A 19,649-nucleotide genomic window follows, 5' to 3' on the forward strand; every position below is an offset into this window, starting at 1 on the left:
AAACTATCTTTTAATTCAACATAAATAAGGCTATATAGTATCTACATAGCCTTATTCTATTACTATAATTACACTTTTAACTATATTCAAAGCAAGAATATAGCCAAAAATTGTAATATCAACAATAGTCATCACAATAATACCTACAACATCCAGAGAAGCGGTATTTAACGCAATGGTGAATCCAATTATTTTTTCTTATTCTTTAAACCATTAAAATAGTTTTCGTTATATAAAACGGCATCATTATTAGGTTTAAGCTTTTTTGCCTTTTCATGATAAAATATTGCTTTTTCAATATCACCTAATCGATCATAACATACACTTAGTTGTATACTCGGAATAAAATCATAACAATCATTTAACTTAAATCCTTGTTTTCTATCATTTATATCTTTAGTTATTGCAATTTTATACCAAAATATTGCTTGATTAAATTTTTTTCTATCAAATAAATGTTTTCCAATATCACAGCAAATCTCAGCTCTAGGATCGTCAAACTCGAAACTTCTAAAAAGAGAATATAATGCATTTTTTTCATCTTTAATCAAGTAATAACAAGTTGACATATCTTTGCATGCACTTATACAATCTTCTACCCAACCCTCGCCTGAATTTAAAAATTTATTAAATCCTTCAATTGCTTCATCATATCTGTCATTGTAATAGAGCTCTCTTGAATAATAGAATTGCTCTCTCGGCCCAAATAATTTTCCATCTTTTATCATTTTTTCAAAAATTCTAATGTTCCTCTTTGGATCTTTACCACCTTGCTTTTTATGTGTAACTGCAACATCAGAATGAATCATGTTACCAGAGGGTGTTATAACTTCATGTATTTCTCCAACCCATTTGTAGTTATTTATTCTCTTAAAAATTCTTTCCCTAAAATACGAATATGTTGGTTTACCGTCTTCATCAAAAGCTACATTGTATTTCATAAACACCATGTCAATTGTACTGCTTAATGATTTCTTTAATTTTAATAAACCAACTTTATCCTTTTGCGTAATAACATCATCAGCATCAAGCCACATAACATATTCCTTAGTAGCTTTTGAAAATGAATAGTTGCGTGCAGCAGCAAAATCTTCTATCCATCTAAAATCATATAATTTATCTGTATATTTTCTAACTATTTCTTTTGTTTTATCAGTTGAACCTGTGTCTACGATAATTATTTCATCAACTACATCTTTAATAGAATCTAGGCATCTCCCTATAACTGCTTCTTCATTTTTGACAATCATGCATAAACTTAAATCTATCATAGAATTCCCCTCTCATAAATATTTTTATCTTATTTAATAAGTTTTCAGCATAAAAAAACTACTTATATATTTCAACTATTACTCTTTATAAATCATAAAATGACCTAAATTACATACGAGTTAAAATAGATTTTGAAATATAAAATAGTTATAGTTATTTGAATAATTAATAAATCACTATATGAAATTTATATTTATAATATTTTATTAATTACTTCTGCATGTATTAAATATATTATATTTAAACAAAATTTGTTACTAAACATGTTAAAATTTCAATCTTATAGCATAATATATATTTTTTTTATCTAAGATACAAATAAAAGCTATCAGCGATTATTAATCGCCGATAGCCTTAATTGGCACTTACATTTTACAATTTTTTTATTTTAATCAATTATAATATATTAACTCCCGCACTTGCTTGACCTGCAAGAGTATTAACTAGAGTAAGTCCTGTAGCTGTTATTGAGAATACCATCATTATTCTTGTTTGGTTTGTAACTGGGATACTTAGACCAGTTAAAGTTCCATTTGTTGTAGCTCCTACAACGATTGGAGTATTAAATGAAGCTAACGCAACATTTGTTCCTGCTATAGGTGTAAATGTATCGTTTGGTGTAGCTGAACTGTACAATTGTGCATGTACTGTTACTGTTGAGCCTGGAAGTCCTATACCTGCTGTTACACTGAAATATGCAGAAATTGAGGAAATAACTCCATCTCTAGACATAGAATATGCCACGTTATCTAATCCAGCTAAGTCAATTGTTGCACCTAAAACCGCTACTCCTGGTACCGCAAAACCAAAGCCTATAAATGCTGGTAAACCTGCTAATCCTCCAGCTATAGATGTCAAAGTGATTGGAATTCCTGAAGCAAATGGAATTATAGCTCCACTACCTGTTGCTCCTGTTGAGCCTGTCGACCCAGTTGCTCCTGTCACTCCTGTTGCTCCTATTTCTCCTGTCGCCCCTGTTGAGCCTGTTACTCCTGTTTCTCCTGTCGCTCCTGTTTCTCCTGTCGCTCCTGTTAAGCCTGTTGCTCCTGTTGAGCCAGTTGCTCCTGTCAATCCTGTCTCTCCTGTTGCCCCTGTTGAGCCTGTTTCTCCTGTTGCTCCTGTTTCTCCTGTTGAGCCTGTTTCTCCTGTTGCTCCTGTTGAGCCAGTTGCTCCTGTCAATCCTGTCTCTCCTGTTGCCCCTGTTGAGCCTGTTTCTCCTGCTTCTCCTGTTTCTCCTGTTGAGCCTGTTTCTCCTGTTGCTCCTGTCGATCCTGTCTCTCCTGTTGCTCCTGTCGATCCTGTCTCTCCTGTTGAGCCTGTTATTCCTGTCGATCCTGTTGCTCCTGTCGATCCTGTTTCTCCTGTTAAACCAGTTTCTCCTGTTGATCCTGTTGATCCTGTTGAGCCTGTTGCTCCTGTCGATCCTGTCGATCCTACTTCTCCTGTTGATCCTGTTGAGCCTGTTGCCCCTGTCTCTCCTGTTGAACCAGTTGCTCCTGTTTCTCCTGTCGATCCTGTTTCTCCTGTCGATCCTGTTTCTCCTGTTGAGCCTGTTGCTCCTATTTCTCCTGTTGCTCCTGTCTCTCCTGTTGCTCCTATTTCTCCTGTTGCTCCTGTTGCTCCTATTTCTCCTGTTGAGCCTGTTGCCCCTGTCGATCCTGTTTCTCCTGTTGAGCCTGTTGCTCCTGTTTCTCCCGTTGAGCCTGTTTCTCCTGTCGCTCCTACTTCTCCTGTTGAACCAGTTGCTCCTGTTTCTCCCGTTGAGCCTGTTTCTCCTGTTGAGCCTGTTGCTCCTGTTTCTCCCGTTGAGCCTGTTGCTCCTGTCGATCCTACTTCTCCTGTTGAGCCTGTTGCTCCTGTCGATCCTGTTACTCCTGTTGCTCCTGTTGAACCAGTTGCTCCTATTTCTCCTGTTTCTCCTGTTGAACCAGTTGCTCCTATTTCTCCTGTCGCTCCTGTTTCTCCTGTTGAACCAGTTGCTCCTGTTTCTCCTGTTGCTCCTGTTGCCCCTGTCTCTCCTGTTGATCCTGTTGAGCCTGTTGCTCCTCTTGATCCTGTTTCTCCTGTTGCTCCTGTTGCTCCTGTTTCTCCTATTGCTCCTGTCGCTCCTATTTCTCCTGTTGCTCCTGTTGCCCCTGTCTCTCCTGTTGAACCAGTTGCTCCTATTTCTCCTGTTGCTCCTGTCGATCCTGTTTCTCCTGTTGAGCCTGTTTCTCCTGTTTCTCCTGTTGAACCAGTTGCTCCTGTTGAGCCTGTTTCCCCTGTTGCTCCTATTTCTCCTGTTGAGCCTGTTGCTCCTGTTGCTCCTATTTCTCCTGTTGAGCCTGTTGCTCCTACTTCTCCTGTTGCTCCTACTTCTCCTGTTGCTCCTGTTTCACCTGTTGAGCCTGTTGCTCCTGTTGAGCCTGTTTCCCCTGTAGCCCCTGTTTCTCCTGTTGCTCCTGTTGCTCCTATTTCTCCTGTTGAGCCTGTTGAGCCTGTTGCTCCTACTTCTCCTGTTGCTCCTACTTCTCCTGTTGCTCCTGTTTCTCCTGTTGAGCCTGTTGCTCCTACTTCTCCTGTTGAGCCTGTTGCTCCTGATTCACCTGTCGATCCTGTTTCTCCTGTTGCTCCTGTTGAGCCTGTTGCACCTGTCGATCCTGTTTCTCCTGTTGAGCCTGTCTCTCCTATTGAGCCTGTTACTCCTGTCGCTCCTGTTTCTCCGGTTGAACCAGTTGCTCCTATTTCTCCTGTTGCTCCTGCTTCTCCGGTTGCTCCTGTTTCTCCTGTTGAACCAGTTGCTCCTGTTTCTCCTGTTTCTCCTGTTGAGCCTGTTGAGCCTGTTGAGCCTGTTGCTCCTATTTCTCCTGTTGCTCCTGTTGCCCCTGTCTCTCCTGTTGAACCAGTTGCTCCTATTTCTCCTGTTGCTCCTGTCGATCCTGTTTCTCCTGTTGAGCCTGTTGCTCCTGTTTCTCCCGTTGAGCCTGTTGCTCCTGTTGGGCCTGTCTCTCCTATTGAGCCTGTTGCTCCTGTTGGGCCTGTCTCCCCTACTTCTCCTGTTGCTCCTGTTTCACCTGTTTCACCTGTTTCTCCTGTTGCTCCTATTTCTCCTGTTGAGCCTGTTGCTCCTGTTGCTCCTACTTCTCCTGTTGCTCCTGTTGCTCCTGTTGCTCCTGTTTCACCTGTTGAGCCTGTTGCTCCTGCTTCTCCTGTCTCTCCTGTTGAACCTGTTGAACCAGTTGCTCCTATTTCTCCTGTTGAACCTGTTTCTCCTGTTGCTCCTGTTGCTCCTGTTGCCCCTGTCTCTCCTGTTGAACCTGTTGAACCAGTTGCTCCTATTTCTCCTGTAGCCCCTGTTGCTCCTGTAGCCCCTGTTTCTCCTGTAGCCCCTGTTTCTCCTGTTTCTCCTGTTGCTCCTGTTGAGCCTGTCGATCCTGTTTCTCCTATTGCTCCTGTCTCTCCTGTTGAGCCTGTTTCCCCTGTTGCTCCTATTTCTCCTGTCGCTCCGGTTTCTCCTGTTGCTCCGGTTGCTCCTGTTTCTCCTATTGCTCCGGTTGCTCCGGTTGCTCCTATTGTTCCCGCTTCTCCTGTTGAGCCTGCTGCTGCAATAAGAGTATAATCTGGTGATGTTCCTGGTGTTCCTGTTGGTGCTGTGGTATTAACTATATAAGTTGATCTGTTATATGTTACTACCTGACCTACTGAATATCCTGGTGCATCGCCTGGATTAAACACTACTATTCCTGATAATCCAACCCCTGTCGCTCCTGTTGAGCCTGTTGAGCCTGTTGCTCCCGTTGCTCCTGCTTCTCCGGTTTCTCCTGTTTCTCCTGTTGAGCCCGCTGCCGCAACAAGAGTATAATCTGCTGATGTTCCTGGTGTTCCTGTCGGTGCTGCGGTATTAACTATATAAGTTGATCCGTTATATGTTACTACCTGACCTACTGGATATCCTGGTGCATCGGCTGGATTAAACGCTACTATTCCTGATAATCCTATTCCTGTTGCTCCGGTTTCTCCTTTTTGTCCTGTTTCTCCTGTTTCTCCTGTCGCTCCTGTTGCTCCTATTGCTCCCGCTTCTCCTGTTGAACCTGCTGCTGCAATAAGAGTATAATCTGCTGATGTTCCTGGTGTTCCTGTCGGTGCTGCGGTATTAACTATATAAGTTGACCCGTTATATGTTACTACCTGACCTACTGGATATCCTGGTGCATCGGCTGGATTAAACGCTACTATTCCTGATAATCCTACTCCTGTTGCTCCTGTTTCTCCTTTTTGTCCTGTTTGTCCTGTTACTCCTGTCGTTCCTGTTACTCCTGTCGTTCCTGTTGCTCCCGCTTCTCCTGTTGAACCTGCTGCTGCAATAAGAGTATAATCTGCTGATGTTTCTGGTGTTCCTGTTGGTGCTGCGGTATTAACTATATAAGTTGATCCTTTATATGTTACTACCTGACCTACTGGATATCCTGGTGCATCAACTGGATTAAACGCTACTATTCCTGATAATCCTACTCCTGTTGCTCCTGCTTCTCCTGTTGCTCCCACTTCTCCTGTTGAGCCTGCTGCTGCAATAAGAGTATAATCTGCTGATGTTCCTGGTGTTCCTGTTGGTGCTGCGGTATTAACTATATAAGTTGATCCGTTATATGTTACTACCTGACCTACTGGATATCCTGATGCATCGGCTGGATTAAACGCTACTATTCCTGATAATCCTACTCCTGTTGCTCCGGTTTCTCCTGTTGCTCCAGTTGAGCCTGTTGAGCCTGCTTCTGCAATAAGAGTATAATCTGCTGATGTTTCTGGTGTTCCTGTTGGTGCTGCGGTATTAACTATATAAGTTGATCCGTTATATGTTACTACCTGACCTACTGGATATCCTAGTGCATCGGCTGGATTAAACGCTACTATTCCTGATAATCCTACTCCTGTCGCTCCTCTTTCTCCTGTTGCTCCTCTTGTTCCTGTCGCTCCTGTTGCTCCTCTTGCTCCTGTTGCTCCTGTCGCTCCCCTTACTCCTCTTGCTCCTGTTGCTCCTGTCGCTCCTCTTGCTCCTGTTGCTCCTGTTACGCCACGTGGGTAGCAACATTTTGGTCTATGTTGACAACTATCGTCGCAACATTTGTCACACCAATCTTTGCAACTTTTGTCATACCAATCGTTACAACATTTGTCACAACTATCGTTACAACATTTGTCACAACTATCTTTACAACATTTGTCACAACTATCTTTACAACATTTGTCACAACTATCTTTACAACATTTGTCGCAATTATCTTTACAACATTTGTCACACCAATCGTCGCAACATTTGTCACAACAATCGTCGCAACACTTGTCGCAACAATCGTCGCAACATTTGTCACACCAATCGTCACAACATTTGTCACAACTATCTTTACAACATTTGTCACACCAATCGGCGTGACAATAGTTACAAGAATCATGTTTATTATTTTTAAATCTATCTTTTTCACTAAAATATTTATAGTACTTTCCCATTAATCACAACTCCTAATCTTATTTGAGCATATACGCTCTCTATATATTATTCAGGTACGCAAATTCTTGTGATTAATTTACAATTCGATTTTATTTTATGTTTTTTTATAATTTATTATATTTTTTTACAAAATATTTTTCAAAATTAGAATATGTTATTAAATACAAAATGAAAAAGAGGTATGCAAATTTAATATCACATACCTCTATCTTTATATATTCTATTTAAAAACTTTATATTTATGTTCTAATGGAGCAAACTCTTTCTCATCTGGTGTTGATGTTGGATTACCAAATGGCATCTGTGCAATAAATTTCCAGTTGCTTGGAATATCCCAAGTTTTATAAACATCCTCATTTATAAGTGGATTGTAGTGTTGTAATGATGCCCCAAGACCTTCTATTTCTAATGATGACCAAACTATATACTGTAACATACCACTGGTTTGCTCAGCCCATATAGGGAAGTTATCTTTATAAAGAGAAAATCTATTTTGAAGATCTTCTACTACTGTTTGATCCTCAAAGAATAAAACCGTTCCGTATCCTTCTTTGAATGAATTGATCTTACCTTCGGTAGAACTTTTAAATTGTTCCTCTGGTGTTACTTCTATCAACTTGTCTTTAGTTATTTCCCATAATTTTTCATGTTGTTCTCCAAATAATACTACTACCCTTGAACTTTGACTATTAAAAGCAGAAGGAACATAGTTTACTGCATCCTTAATAATCTCTTCTATTCTATCCTCACTTACTTCTATATTTCTATCTAAACCATATATTGTACGTCTTTTTTGTAAAATTTTATAAAAATTTCTTCTCATCATAACTTACCTCCGAAATATTATTTGTTCTTAAAAAATCATTATATATTATATCGTATATATTATTTATATATACCTTGATGATCGTTTTTAAAACATATAAATTGCTAAATAGTTATTTCAATGAAGTTATCTATTTCAAATAATCAAATATTATTCTGTATTCAGTTATTAAGTCTTCATACGAATACCTGGCTCTGTTAGCGGAGCTTGTAGACGGAAGATATATTGATTCTATTGTTGTATCATTATAACAATACTTTTTATATAAATCTGTTGCCTTTTTACCTGTAGTAAATACTGCTTTCACCTTACTGTTTTTAATTATTTTATTTATATCATTCGCTTCAGGATTTTTTATACTACTATCCTCGGCACCTTTTATTTCGCATGATTTTAATACATCCCATAAGGCTATTTTCTTCTCTCTTAAGAATCTCATCTTCTCTTCATTATTACTAAGCTTATCTATTGAAAACAAATCAGACATAATAGGCCAGAACCTGTTTTGAGCATGTCCATAGTAAAAACCTACTTCTCTCGATTTTGGAGACGGCATCGTTCCTAGTATTAGAATTTTCGAATTTTCATCGTATACAGGATCTATCGTATGTGTAATTTTATCTAGCATATTCCCTATATCCTCCCAATATCTACCTCTTACTTCCCATTGAGAAGGAGGCAATGTATTTAATATATATCTTACTTAATTTTTATTAATTTAAATTTGCATCTTATATTTAACTTTATATTTTAAATCAATATATTTTCTAATTAAAATTGTAATTACCGTTCTAATAAGGTTGTATACTGGAATAACAGTTAATAATAAGGGTATCGCTATCGTAATTATTTTAAAGCTTAATATGCTTTCTAAAGAAAATATATTTCTAAAAAATACTATTAAAGTAACAAAAGTACTTATCAATGCTATTAACATGATTCCTATCTTTTTATTAATAGGTTTAGATATTCTAACTAAAGATGTAAAACATACCGCACCTGTAAGTAAAACACATAATGTCGATTTCATACCATAACTAAGTTCGAATATACTTCCGAGAATCATTATAGTTATAATATAAGCAACTACAGAGATACCAGAAGAAAACGCAGGAGTTAAAACATTTATTAGAAACCCATCTTTTATCTGAGAGTAATTTGGTCTTAACGCTAAGAAAAAAGATGGTATGCCAACTCCAAGTGCAGTTATTGGCATTAATTGTATTGGATGAAATGGGTAGGCTGAGTTTATAAATATAAATAAAGTTGCAAGTATTGTTGAATACACTGTTTTCATTAGATACTGAGATGCAATTTGTTGTATATTATTAACAACCCTTCTTCCCTCCATAACAACTCCTACCATTGATTTGAAATTGGAATCTAATAATACAAAGTCCGATACTCCCTTTGCTGCATCGCTACCTTCTGCCATTGCAATACTGCAATCTGCCTCTTTTAAAGCTAATATGTCATTTACACCATCCCCTGTCATACCGACAGTATAACCTTGTTCCTTAAATGTTTTTATTAATTTTTTCTTTTGCTCAGGGCTTACTCGACCAAAAACCTTATATGATTCTGCATAAAAAGCTAGGTCTTTTGAATCTTTTATTTCGCTCATATCAACATACTGTTGAGCACCTTCTACTCCCGCTCTTGTTGCAATTTTAGATACAGTTTTAGCATTGTCCCCAGAAATAATCCTTACTGCAACACCCTGATCTTTAAAATACTTAAGTGTCTCTTCAGCTTCATACCTAATTGTATCCTCCATTGTAGCTAGTCCAATTATCCTTAAATCATCAGGTATTTTATTATCTTTTATAACTATATCTGAATATGCGAATGCTAATATCCTTTCACCTTTACAAGCAGACATATCTATTATTTTCTTTACACCTTCTGATAGATCTTTAAATATAAATTCTGGTGCTCCCATTACATAACTTCCATGTTCTTCAAATGAAACAGCACTCCATTTTCTCTCCGATGAAAACGGAATCTTTTTAACAATACTCCAATTATAAGATTCAGTTAAATAATCTTTTAAAGCTAAGCTTGTAGAATTATCATCCTCAAGGCTATTAACTAGAGTTAATATACATTTTTTTAGATTATTTACATTCTCTTCATTTGCCGAGCCGTCATTTGAAATTGAAATAAAATCTTTAACCTTTATATTTCCATCAGTTATTGTTCCTGTTTTATCTAAACATAATAGATCTACTCTAGCCAAATTTTCTATTGATCCCATAGTTTTAACTAAAACTTTTTTTCTTGTAAGGTTAATTACACCCACTGCAAGTGCAATTGATGTAATTAAGATCAATCCTTCTGGAATCATACCAATCACAGCTGCTGAAGTACCCAATATAGCTTGATTTTTATCTATACCAGATGTCATTTTACTAGTAAAAAGCAATATACCTATAGGGATTATTGCAAATGTAAGCATTTTAATTATTTTTTTTAAAGTTCTTATAAGCTCACTATTAATATCTTTAGACTTCTTGGCCTCCATGGCAATCTTAGATGCATAACTTTTTACACCTACATTGGTTACATTAATATATGCTGATCCACTCAGAACAAAGCTTCCAGACATAACTTCCGACTCATTATGTTTATAAACTGGATCTGATTCGCCTGTAAGTTGAGATTCATCTACCTCTAGTCCATCTGTTTTAATTACTATTCCATCTACGCAAAGCTGATCTCCTCTACGAACTATTATCAAATCATCTTTTACCAACTCTTGTTGTTCTATCTTTCTTTCAATACCTTCTCTAATCACAGTAGTTTTTGCTTGATTTAACAAAGACAATTTATCTACACTCTTTTTAGCTCTTATTTCTTGGATAATCCCTATACTTATATTAGAAATAATTACACCCAAAAATAATACGTTTTTGTAACTTCCTGTATATATAATTAAAGCTGTTATAACTACATTTATAAGATTAAAAAGAGTGCAAATGTTATCTATAAATATTCTTTTATAGCTTCTTGTCATTGGCTTTATAGGTAGGTTGCTTTCCTTACACTTGACTCTATGTTCGACTTCAGCGCTTGTCAATCCGTTAAGTTTTTGATCCATCAACATTCATCATCCCTTCTACCTAAATTAATTCCTCAGTACTAATATTCCAAAATCTATTTTTATTATTTTCTTTTAGAGAATATTTATTTTTTTAATAATATCATACTTAAAGGAGTTCTAATCGAAAATTAAGTAAATCTTTAGTATTTTTAATATATTTTTTTCTTTTTTCATATATTTAAATGGATTTCTTCACAAGTACTATTTCTTATAAATCATATCTATTATATATAATAATTGAAAGAGGGAGTGTTCAAAATTAAGATATCTAACTTGAACAACTCCCTTATACTGTTTAAATTATTTTTATGTGTATACTTTAGATTTTATTTATTATAATATTTTATGCTATCACTATCAAGTTAGTTTTTTCTATTATTACTTTGAAACTACTGAAAAACGTTTTTGAATATATATTGCATTTTCAGCTTCATCGATCATAGCTACAGCAAAATCAGCATAACTTATCTCACTTTCACCTTTGCTATTTAATGTTAGAACATCTCCCCCCAGGTTATAACTTCCAGTTCGTTTACCATCTGCAACAAAATTAGCTGCTGGACTTAGATAAGTCCATTTAACATCGTTTCTTGATTTTATTTCATCAAATGCTTTACCCATATTTACAGCAATTGGCATATAATCATCTGGAAAATCTGGTGTATCCATCAATCTAGTCTCAAGTTCTTTATCAATGTATAAACTACCTGCACCACCTACAATTAAAAGGCGATTATCTACTTTACTAAGTATATCCGCTAAGTGCTTTAATGTAGTATAGTGCAAAGGTAGAGTCTCCTCTGTCCAAAATCCTAATGCATCTACAATTACATCAAATTCTTTAAGATCATTAATGTTTAAATCTAATGCATCCTTCACTAGTATACTAGCTTTATTATTTATCTTTCCATTGTCTCGTCTTACAATTGCTGTTGTATCATGCCCTCTATTTATTGATTCCTCTAAAAGTAAACTTCCTTGTTTTCCCGTTGCTCCTATAACTGCTATTTTCATAATTTTTCCTCCTGTATTTTAATTTAATTACTTAATATTAATGTCATTCTTGTTTGCTTATCTTATTATTATTTTAAAATTAATAGTATCTATAGTAAAGTAAGCACTTTATAGTAATATAGTATCTATTTAGATACTATTATGTATTTACAATACATATAATCTTAAACTTAGTCAAAAAATATATACATCTATTTGTAATTTATTAACGTAAGTATTATAATTAACCTACAAAACAAAGTTAGGTAAAAAATCATATATTTTAATTAATGATAAATCTCATAAAATTGTAATATTTTAAGGAGGAATCGATATGAAAGAAAATACTTTGCCTGCATGTCCTGTTGAAGTTACTCTTCAACTTATCGGAGATCGCTGGAAGGTCATTATACTAAGAGATTTAATGAATGGAACAAAACGGTTTGGAGAATTAAAGAAATCTGTCGGTAGCATAACACAGAAAGTTTTAACATCTAATCTAAGGGCTATGGAAGAAAGTGGCCTTCTGACTCGTAAGGTATATGCTGAAGTTCCACCAAGAGTCGAATATACTCTTACTGAAATAGGCTACAGTCTTAAACCCATTTTAGATGTAATGTTTGATTGGGGAACTGCTTATAAAAATAACGTTGAAACTAAAAAAAGGTCGCAAGTATAATAATCTCTTGTGACCTTCTTTTTATATTATATGTCGGATATTAATATTTTAGACTTCATAGTATTTATAAAGAACTTTTACAAATTCCGGTATATAGGATGATATATTTATACATTGATCTTTTTCTTCCCATTCCCTATGTTTCTCAAGTATGCCAATAGACCTCTTTATGAGATCCTTTGAGGTAAGATTCTCTCCTGTTTTTTCATTTATTAAGTTAACTAAACAATCAATAGTTTCTTTGTTTTCTAAAAAAGGAAAAATAGCGAACATACAAATCCCCAAATTATCAAAACTGCTCATTATGCTATAAAGATACTCATGATCGCTTAAGTACTCACACTCACTGACTCTATATGGTATTTTTATATTAAATTCATTTCCTCTAGTATTTGAAGGCTTTGCTACCATTATATCTAATGCTTTCTCATCTCTGTATAGAGAAGATATCCCTTTTGAAGTACTTGAAAGTATTCTTCCAATTGGTGTCAGCTTCTCTATTTGCTCTAACATATAATTTATGTTTTCTTTACTATATTCTATACGCTCTGCTTTTAAAAATAATGCACAACTAGATAAAAACTCTATTGTCTCGACTCCCAAATCGAAGCACTTTTTATTTAGATTTGAAACATAAGCATTGTCAACGATTCCAAATAAATTTTTACACGCATTTATAGCTTCCGTTTCCGAAGGAGCATCATAAGCCTTATCTCCATCTTTTCTATGTCTATTTAGACAACCTATAACACATCCTGCCGCACAATTCTTGTTTATTTTCTGCGACGATTCTCCTTCATATAAATGATATCCTTTTATTTTTCCAGCTTTTATTGTCTCCTCATCCATATGAAACTTCATACCTTCATTCATCAACTTAATGAGAGTAATCGAACCGTGAGTTGGAAGTGCATTCCCACAAATTGGATCATCGATAATGCTTTTAGATATAGTCTTACTGTTATCTATGAATATTGACCTATCCTTAACTGGTGATTCTGTAATCTTGTCTGTAGTAACAGCTACTGCCTTTAACCCCTTAACACCAAATATATCTCCCATAGTTCCTCTAGATCCATGAAATTTAGGTATCCCATTTGGATAAGTACTAAAAAGGCTAGCAATACCTAGTGCGTGTTCTCCAGCAGGACCGATTCCAATTATTGATGTGTTTTCTCCCCATTTTATTCTTAAACTATCAATGGTTTCTTCTACTTTTTTATACTTAAAATCATTTAGTTTATTTATACTTATACAATCTTCATTAATATGTAAAACTACGGTATCCATTGAATATCCTATTACTTCAATTGCCCCAATGTCTAAAGACGCCAATTTTTGAGATATTGGTCCTGATAGATTTCCTGACTTAATTCTATTATTATCTAGCCTTTTTGATACAATACTAAGTCTTCCTGTGCACGGGGCTAAAGTTCCAGAAAGAAGTCCCGGCGCCAATACCAATTTTGATGAATACTTATCAGTGGTATTATCATCCCTTATTAATTCTAAAGCAAGAGATTTACCTAGATTCTCAAAGGATTTTTCGAGATATCTTTCAGTAATTTTTTCATTGGTTAAGTCAACTGTAATAATTCTACTCATTTTGCTCCTCCAATTACATAATTTATTCAAACATTTCCATACACTCTAACAATACTTAACTATATCAATCATTTAAATCTGCAACATCATAGATAATAAGTACTGCCGATAAGACCAATGTAGCAAATTTCTTCATAAATTTCACCCCTTAGCATGATTTACTTTCAAGTTCATTATAGATTGTAAATATATGGCATGTACAATAGCTTGTATCTATATTTTATCTACGATTTATAATATATATCGATTTATTAAATAAAAATCATCTTGTTTCATGAGTATCACTAATCTTGATATTTTCATCAATATTAATTAATAATAAATAAACACTTTTTCGATCTATATATATAATTAAATATCTTTTTGTATGATACTATTACCATACTAGAAAAAACGACCTTCACTTTTTAAGTAAAGGTCACTTTCTAATAACTTTAATAATTTTTTAATAAATTCAATATTAAAAAAGGATATCCAAATTATAATTTTTAGATACCCTCTTTTGCACAAATTAAAAAATATGATTGCTTTATTACTTAAATAGAGGTTTTCCTACTGGAAGAACCACTCTTTTATAGTGCGCATTTAATACCGCTGCACCAGATCCATAAAATGATAATAATGCTATTAGTAACTCAGAATATGCAGCAAGGCTATGTCCAAATTCTGGAGCTATTCCAAAAGTGTTCATTGAAAGTCCTAAGAAAAGGAAATCAATTAATACAAATATAGAGAATAGAACTTTATGTGTTCCTGCTGCTCCAAAAGTCATAAATAATGTAAATATAAGGTAGCCAAAATAAATAAATCCTAATTGATTTACATCAACTGCTTCTTGTAATGTAGTACCAAATACACCATAGTTTATTAGCCAACATGAAGCAACTACTAACCAAAAGAACCCATAAGCTCCAAAAGCTGTACTTCCAAATGTATTTTTTATCTTTGCATCGTTAATGGACGCATAAATTTGTGCTAATCCTCCTAAAAAAATTGCCACAGGTAATGCATAAGATAAATCTGATGTAATTCCTAGTTTTTGACTTGAAGCAACTAAAGTCACCATTGCCAATCCAAAAAGACCTATTGCTGAAGGATCAGCTACAGTTATTGTTACATTCTGTGAATTCTCTGTCGAGTGTACACTCATTAAAAAATACCCCCTAAAGTTTAATTTTCCCTTTATAAACATTAACACAAGCAAGTGACTAATTCAAGAATTTTCAATCAATTTAGTGGTATTAAAGTGATTTATTATAATTTATCTACTCATATAACTTAACTAAAAGATAAAATAAGTCTATTTACATAAACTATTAACTGACAGTTTTATTCTATCTAGAGCCTCACTCAATAACTCTTTAGAACAACCGATGTTTATTCTAGCAAAGCCTTTACCATCAACTCCAAAACCCGATCCAAATGTAAGCGCTACTTTTGCATTATTTATAAAAAAGTCTTCCAGCTCAACATCGTCCAAATTTATATCTCGACAGTCAAGCCAAACCATATATGAACCTTCTGGTTTTATCACTTTTATCTTAGGTATATTTACTTTAAAATAATTTATTAAAAAATCTAAATTTCTTTGCAAATAAATATTTAACTCATCAAGCCACAATTCACCACCTGCATAGGCTGCCTTTACAGCTGCTAGACTAAATACGTTTACAGCAAAATCAAAATCATACCCTGTTAAAGCGGAATTATAAGTATCTAATAGTTTTTTATTTGGAATTATAAGTATTCCATGAGTTAATCCCTGTAAGTTAAAGGCCTTACTCACCGCAGTTATAACTATTGAGTTCATAGCTAAGTCCTCTGAAATAGATGCATATGGTATGTGTTTGTGACCTTCATATACAATTCCACCATGAACTTCATCTGACAATACTAAAACATTATGTTTATTGCATATCTCTCCAATCTTAGTTAGTTCTTCTATTGTGAATACTCTACCACTTGGGTTATGAGGGTTTACTAATATAAACATTTTTACATTATTCTCTACTATTTTATTCTCAAAATCAACAAAGTCTATAGAGTAATATCCATCATTAAGTACTAATGAACTTTGAATCAATACACGACCACTTTTCTCAACTATATCATTTATGGGATGAAATGTTGGCGAGTGCGCTAATATTTTTTCTCCCAGGTTGGTAAAAGAGTCTACACAAATTCTAACACCTGCCCAAATTCCAGGTGAATTAGATATCCAATCGCTCTTAATGTTCCATGGATATCTTTTTTTATACCAGTCAACTATTGAACTATAATATGATTCAGATTTTATTTCATAAGCAAATATACCAAGTTTGGATCGTTCTATAAGTGCCTCTGTAACACACTTAGGTGCTTTAAAATCCATATCTGCGGTTCCCATAGCTATAATTTCTTTATCATTGTATCTATCCCACTTAATTGATTTGGTTCCTATCCTCATGATCTTTTCGTCAAACATAGCATAAACCTCCTTTGATTAACATACTCCTTTATTCTATTAACACATAGAATTTATTTAAAACTACAATATTAAAAACCTCTCACCCTATATTTTAGGACGAAAGGTTTTGCTTCCGCGGTACCACCTACATTAACTTAATTAGTTCGCTTGTAATCAGTATAATTTCGTACTGCCTAATATATAACGATTTAGCTAAGTCCTAACATACTTACTAAAATAAGATTCCCACAGGAAGCTCCAAGATGTTATTCATTACACACTTAGTGTAATGAGACTTATTTTATTTTTTAAATTTAGATTTTTCGTAATTATATGGTATGCTAGTCCCTACGACAACATCTTCTATCTTTTCAATTATCAACCAATCGTCCATATTACCCTGATGATCGAAATCTAAAGGACTTATTTCCTCTAAATCCTCAAATTCCACTAAACATAAACACTTTTTATGCCAACGAGTTTTTTGCTTTTCAGATAAGTTTAATTTATCTTGATTTCCTTCAAGTGTATTTGTTATCTCTTCCTCTGTTAATTTTACATAGTTTTGTACACTTGAAACTATAGCACTTGCAGAGATCTTTTTTGTGCCTTTCTTCATAAAGTAAAGTTTCTCCCCTTCGAAAACTCTACTATGAGGTATCTTCCTTCCCGCTGCACCTCTAATTACCATCGTTTTTTCTCCATCAATTATCTTTTCTAATACATTTTCTTTGTCATCACAATACACTAAATGTACCATAATAATCCTCCTAACTAAATATAATAACTATTGAAAATTAACTTTCAATTATTTTATCACATCTTTAATAAACATACCTCTCATTTCATGCACAAAAATGTAGTTTATTATATTTTATAACTAATGCTCATTTACAAGTTCAATTATAGGCTTTAAAAACTCTTTATCGGTCCAGTCACATTTTTGGCCCTGTGATTTAACAAGAACTTCCTCCCATGGTTTATATATTGCTGAGTCCTTTTTTGATAAAGACTTTATTAAAAATCTACAAAGAGTTCTATCTTTAAAACTCATCTTCTCTTCATCCCAACTTCCTCTGCAGTAGTAAAAATGTGCATTTTTTATATTATCTTTAAAATTATGTGAGAAGACTGCATCCATTGATTTTTTATCATATGTGAAGTATAGCCTCTATACCAGAATAAAACATTATTATTCCTTAAAACAACTAGTTTTTTTCATCTATAAAGTTCTTACATAACATTTTTAAAATTGAATATTTTCCTAAAGTTAATTAATTATAGTGACTAATTATAAAACTGTCAATAAATAAAAAGAGAATCACAAAAATTTATGAGATCCTCTAATTGATAATTATATATTTAATTTATATTTTTTATTTCTTCCGAAATCTTATTTATAACTTTTAAAAGATCCTCATATGGATGTGCTCCTGATATCTTGTATTTTCCATTTATCACTAAAGTAGGAACTTCCTCTATCTTGTACTTAGCTACAAGTTTAAAATCCTCATAAACTGCATCCTTCACACGATCAGAATCAAAATGTTCTTTCCACTTTTTGTGATCTAAATCAGTTTTGTCAACACATTCGTATATCACTTCATGTTTTTCAACATTTTTATTTTCTACAAAGAAAGCATGTTGAAGACTATCAAACAAATCCCAATATGCGGACTGTCCACCAACAAAGCCTGCCGCTTTTACTGCATACAGTGATGGCATGGAAATTGGAAATAAGAAATTTTGTTTTTTCATACCTTCAATATTCATTCTATGCAATTCATCAATTTGATTTGCATGCTCCCAATGTGATAAAATTTCTTCTTTAGCTGCTTCTCTAGATCCAAACATCGTTTTAAAATCTTCCAAGTTGCTTATTAATGCAAATGATCTATGAACTATTTCTATATCAGGATTTTCTTTTACTAATTTTCTCATCTTAAAAGACATTGGGAAACAATAACTACAAAGTATATCGTGAAAAAATTCTATGCTTATCTTTTTCATTTAAAATACCTCACATTCTTAGAATTTAATTTCAAAAGCTTGTTATATTATTATTATATGAATAATACTATAATTTTTTACTTTCTTTGCTTAGTCTCTTATATTAAATAAATACCCAAACAATAAATAAAAATACACTATTTAACTAAAAAATACACCTCTTTATAAATCTAAAGGGCGCATTTTTTTCTATGTAAATTTATATTTAAGCTTTTATAATATTTTACTATAATTTATATTTTTATTCTAAGTTTTATTCCTAATCTTCTACACTGAACTGAAGAATTTCACCTGAAATTGCATTAACCTTTGCGTCATACTCTTTATTAGCTTTTATAAGTTTGATCTCATAATAGCCATTCCCATCTGCTAACTCACTACTAACAATCGTCCCACCACCAACATAATCTAATAACTTTTGTTTAGCTTCATCTATACTGATCGATTTATCTACTGAGATATATGTTTCTTTATCCATTTGAATTATATTGCCTTCTGTGCTAATTTCAAAATCATATTTTTTATCTCCATCTAAGACTTCAATTTCATAATAGCGTATCTCATCGTCATATGATTCATATGCAACTAAAATCTTACCATCGACTTTTTTTTGAGCTATTTTTTTTGCCTGATCTAATGTTATATCTCTAACATTATTAATACTTTCATTTTTTGATTTTTTAATTGTTATATTAGATTCAGCATCAGATTGTCTATTATCTTTAATCACTACTGAATCAGCTTTATTATTGCTTGTTGTACTATGAAAATCTTTTTCAATTTTTTGACATCCTGTTATAAAAACAATTCCTAATAAAAACAATCCTAATATTCTTTTCATTAATCCTCCAATCTATATAGTGATAAGGAAAATTTAACACTATATTATCTAAAATTTTAGTGAACTTAACTGGTTGAATTCCTACATAATATTAAGTTTAGTAAAATTATTTTAGAAGATTATTAGAAAAAGATGAGAATTAGATTAGAATTGTTATATTTTTCTTGATATATATAATGATCAATAAATTAATAATAATTATACGACATATTTTAAGGAGGTTTATTATGCAAAATAACTTATACGAAATAGCTAAACTAAGACATCCAGAGGAAAATGCTATAAAAAAAGCTGAACAATTAATTAAAGATGAGACTGGTAAAGATCTAGTTATTATAGCTTGGGAGAAGAATATGAGCAACAATGTAAACGAAAATACTCATCACTAA

Annotated in this window: 15 protein-coding genes; 2 read left to right on the plus strand and 13 right to left on the minus strand. The window is 33.6% G+C overall.

The annotated features are described in order from the left end of the window. Nucleotides 1–188: 188 nt before the first annotated feature. The 6 genes from KQI18_RS05035 to KQI18_RS05060 all read right to left on the minus strand — a co-directional run bounded on the left by KQI18_RS05035 (nucleotide 189) and on the right by KQI18_RS05060 (nucleotide 11,700). A complete protein-coding gene (locus tag KQI18_RS05035; protein WP_216466582.1) occupies nucleotides 189–1,271 on the minus strand; it encodes a glycosyltransferase in 1,083 nt (360 codons plus the stop codon). Between the two features lie 397 nt (nucleotides 1,272–1,668). Next, nucleotides 1,669–6,756, minus strand: coding sequence for a hypothetical protein (locus KQI18_RS14430; RefSeq protein ID WP_330654356.1), 5,088 nt, complete (start codon nucleotides 6,754–6,756; stop codon nucleotides 1,669–1,671). 221 nt (nucleotides 6,757–6,977) lie between these two features. Then, nucleotides 6,978–7,583, minus strand: a complete 606-nt coding sequence (locus KQI18_RS05045; protein ID WP_330654357.1) for a nitroreductase family protein — start codon at nucleotides 7,581–7,583, stop codon at nucleotides 6,978–6,980. Nucleotides 7,584–7,713: 130 nt separating this feature from the next. Next, nucleotides 7,714–8,211 (minus strand): DNA-deoxyinosine glycosylase, encoded by a 498-nt coding sequence (locus KQI18_RS05050; protein WP_216466583.1) that lies wholly within the window; start codon nucleotides 8,209–8,211, stop codon nucleotides 7,714–7,716. A 90-nt stretch (nucleotides 8,212–8,301) separates the two neighbouring features. After that, complete coding sequence (locus tag KQI18_RS05055) at nucleotides 8,302–10,683, minus strand: HAD-IC family P-type ATPase (protein ID WP_216466584.1); 2,382 nt, start codon at nucleotides 10,681–10,683, stop codon at nucleotides 8,302–8,304. Between the two features lie 381 nt (nucleotides 10,684–11,064). Next, entirely contained in the window at nucleotides 11,065–11,700 is a 636-nt protein-coding gene (locus KQI18_RS05060) for an NAD(P)-dependent oxidoreductase (RefSeq protein ID WP_216466585.1), read from the minus strand. Nucleotides 11,701–12,013: 313 nt separating this feature from the next. Here KQI18_RS05060 and KQI18_RS05065 point away from each other — a divergent pair, with 313 nt between their 5' ends. Beyond that, entirely contained in the window at nucleotides 12,014–12,358 is a 345-nt protein-coding gene (locus KQI18_RS05065; RefSeq protein ID WP_216466586.1) for a winged helix-turn-helix transcriptional regulator, read from the plus strand. A 48-nt stretch (nucleotides 12,359–12,406) separates the two neighbouring features. Here the strand turns inward: KQI18_RS05065 and KQI18_RS05070 are convergent, their stop codons facing one another. The 7 genes from KQI18_RS05070 to KQI18_RS05100 form a co-directional block, all read right to left on the minus strand. Further along, entirely contained in the window at nucleotides 12,407–13,963 is a 1,557-nt protein-coding gene (locus tag KQI18_RS05070; protein ID WP_216466587.1) for an aldehyde ferredoxin oxidoreductase N-terminal domain-containing protein, read from the minus strand. 532 nt (nucleotides 13,964–14,495) lie between these two features. Next, a complete protein-coding gene (locus tag KQI18_RS05075) occupies nucleotides 14,496–15,113 on the minus strand; it encodes an acetate uptake transporter (RefSeq protein ID WP_216466588.1) in 618 nt (205 codons plus the stop codon). 150 nt (nucleotides 15,114–15,263) lie between these two features. Then, nucleotides 15,264–16,427 carry a MalY/PatB family protein gene (locus tag KQI18_RS05080; protein ID WP_216466589.1) on the minus strand — a complete coding sequence of 388 codons (1,164 nt, stop codon included), beginning with the start codon at nucleotides 16,425–16,427 and terminating at the stop codon, nucleotides 15,264–15,266. Nucleotides 16,428–16,710: 283 nt separating this feature from the next. Then, nucleotides 16,711–17,169, minus strand: coding sequence for a hypothetical protein (locus KQI18_RS05085; RefSeq protein WP_216466590.1), 459 nt, complete (start codon nucleotides 17,167–17,169; stop codon nucleotides 16,711–16,713). Between the two features lie 120 nt (nucleotides 17,170–17,289). Next, nucleotides 17,290–17,463 (minus strand): hypothetical protein, encoded by a 174-nt coding sequence (locus KQI18_RS05090; protein ID WP_216466591.1) that lies wholly within the window; start codon nucleotides 17,461–17,463, stop codon nucleotides 17,290–17,292. A gap of 308 nt (nucleotides 17,464–17,771) precedes the next feature. Further along, on the minus strand, nucleotides 17,772–18,419 hold the full coding sequence (locus tag KQI18_RS05095) for a DsbA family oxidoreductase (RefSeq protein WP_216466592.1): 648 nt from the start codon (nucleotides 18,417–18,419) through the stop codon (nucleotides 17,772–17,774). A 259-nt stretch (nucleotides 18,420–18,678) separates the two neighbouring features. Further along, entirely contained in the window at nucleotides 18,679–19,260 is a 582-nt protein-coding gene (locus KQI18_RS05100) for a PepSY domain-containing protein (RefSeq protein ID WP_216466593.1), read from the minus strand. Nucleotides 19,261–19,487: 227 nt separating this feature from the next. On the opposite strand from KQI18_RS05100, the gene KQI18_RS05105 reads away from it, so the two are divergent. Beyond that, a complete protein-coding gene (locus tag KQI18_RS05105) occupies nucleotides 19,488–19,649 on the plus strand; it encodes a hypothetical protein (protein ID WP_216466594.1) in 162 nt (53 codons plus the stop codon).

Source organism: Metaclostridioides mangenotii, from assembly GCF_018917235.1.
Taxonomy (GTDB): domain Bacteria; phylum Bacillota; class Clostridia; order Peptostreptococcales; family Peptostreptococcaceae; genus Metaclostridioides.

What these genes read in the sequence shown, in the direction of transcription:
- KQI18_RS05080 (WP_216466589.1), bottom strand. Translation starts at nt 16,427, where the DNA reads ATGTTTGACGAAAAGATCATGAGGATAGGAACCAAATCAATTAAGTGG.
- KQI18_RS05070 (WP_216466587.1), bottom strand. Translation starts at nt 13,963, where the DNA reads ATGAGTAGAATTATTACAGTTGACTTAACCAATGAAAAAATTACTGAA.
- KQI18_RS05075 (WP_216466588.1), bottom strand. Translation starts at nt 15,113, where the DNA reads ATGAGTGTACACTCGACAGAGAATTCACAGAATGTAACAATAACTGTA.
- KQI18_RS05045 (WP_330654357.1), bottom strand. Translation starts at nt 7,583, where the DNA reads ATGATGAGAAGAAATTTTTATAAAATTTTACAAAAAAGACGTACAATA.
- KQI18_RS05095 (WP_216466592.1), bottom strand. Translation starts at nt 18,419, where the DNA reads ATGAAAAAGATAAGCATAGAATTTTTTCACGATATACTTTGTAGTTAT.
- KQI18_RS05055 (WP_216466584.1), bottom strand. Translation starts at nt 10,683, where the DNA reads ATGGATCAAAAACTTAACGGATTGACAAGCGCTGAAGTCGAACATAGA.
- KQI18_RS05100 (WP_216466593.1), bottom strand. Translation starts at nt 19,260, where the DNA reads ATGAAAAGAATATTAGGATTGTTTTTATTAGGAATTGTTTTTATAACA.
- KQI18_RS05065 (WP_216466586.1), top strand. Translation starts at nt 12,014, where the DNA reads ATGAAAGAAAATACTTTGCCTGCATGTCCTGTTGAAGTTACTCTTCAA.
- KQI18_RS05085 (WP_216466590.1), bottom strand. Translation starts at nt 17,169, where the DNA reads ATGGTACATTTAGTGTATTGTGATGACAAAGAAAATGTATTAGAAAAG.
- KQI18_RS05060 (WP_216466585.1), bottom strand. Translation starts at nt 11,700, where the DNA reads ATGAAAATAGCAGTTATAGGAGCAACGGGAAAACAAGGAAGTTTACTT.
- KQI18_RS05050 (WP_216466583.1), bottom strand. Translation starts at nt 8,211, where the DNA reads ATGCTAGATAAAATTACACATACGATAGATCCTGTATACGATGAAAAT.
- KQI18_RS05035 (WP_216466582.1), bottom strand. Translation starts at nt 1,271, where the DNA reads ATGATAGATTTAAGTTTATGCATGATTGTCAAAAATGAAGAAGCAGTT.
- KQI18_RS05105 (WP_216466594.1), top strand. Translation starts at nt 19,488, where the DNA reads ATGCAAAATAACTTATACGAAATAGCTAAACTAAGACATCCAGAGGAA.
- KQI18_RS14430 (WP_330654356.1), bottom strand. Translation starts at nt 6,756, where the DNA reads ATGGGAAAGTACTATAAATATTTTAGTGAAAAAGATAGATTTAAAAAT.
- KQI18_RS05090 (WP_216466591.1), bottom strand. Translation starts at nt 17,463, where the DNA reads ATGAGTTTTAAAGATAGAACTCTTTGTAGATTTTTAATAAAGTCTTTA.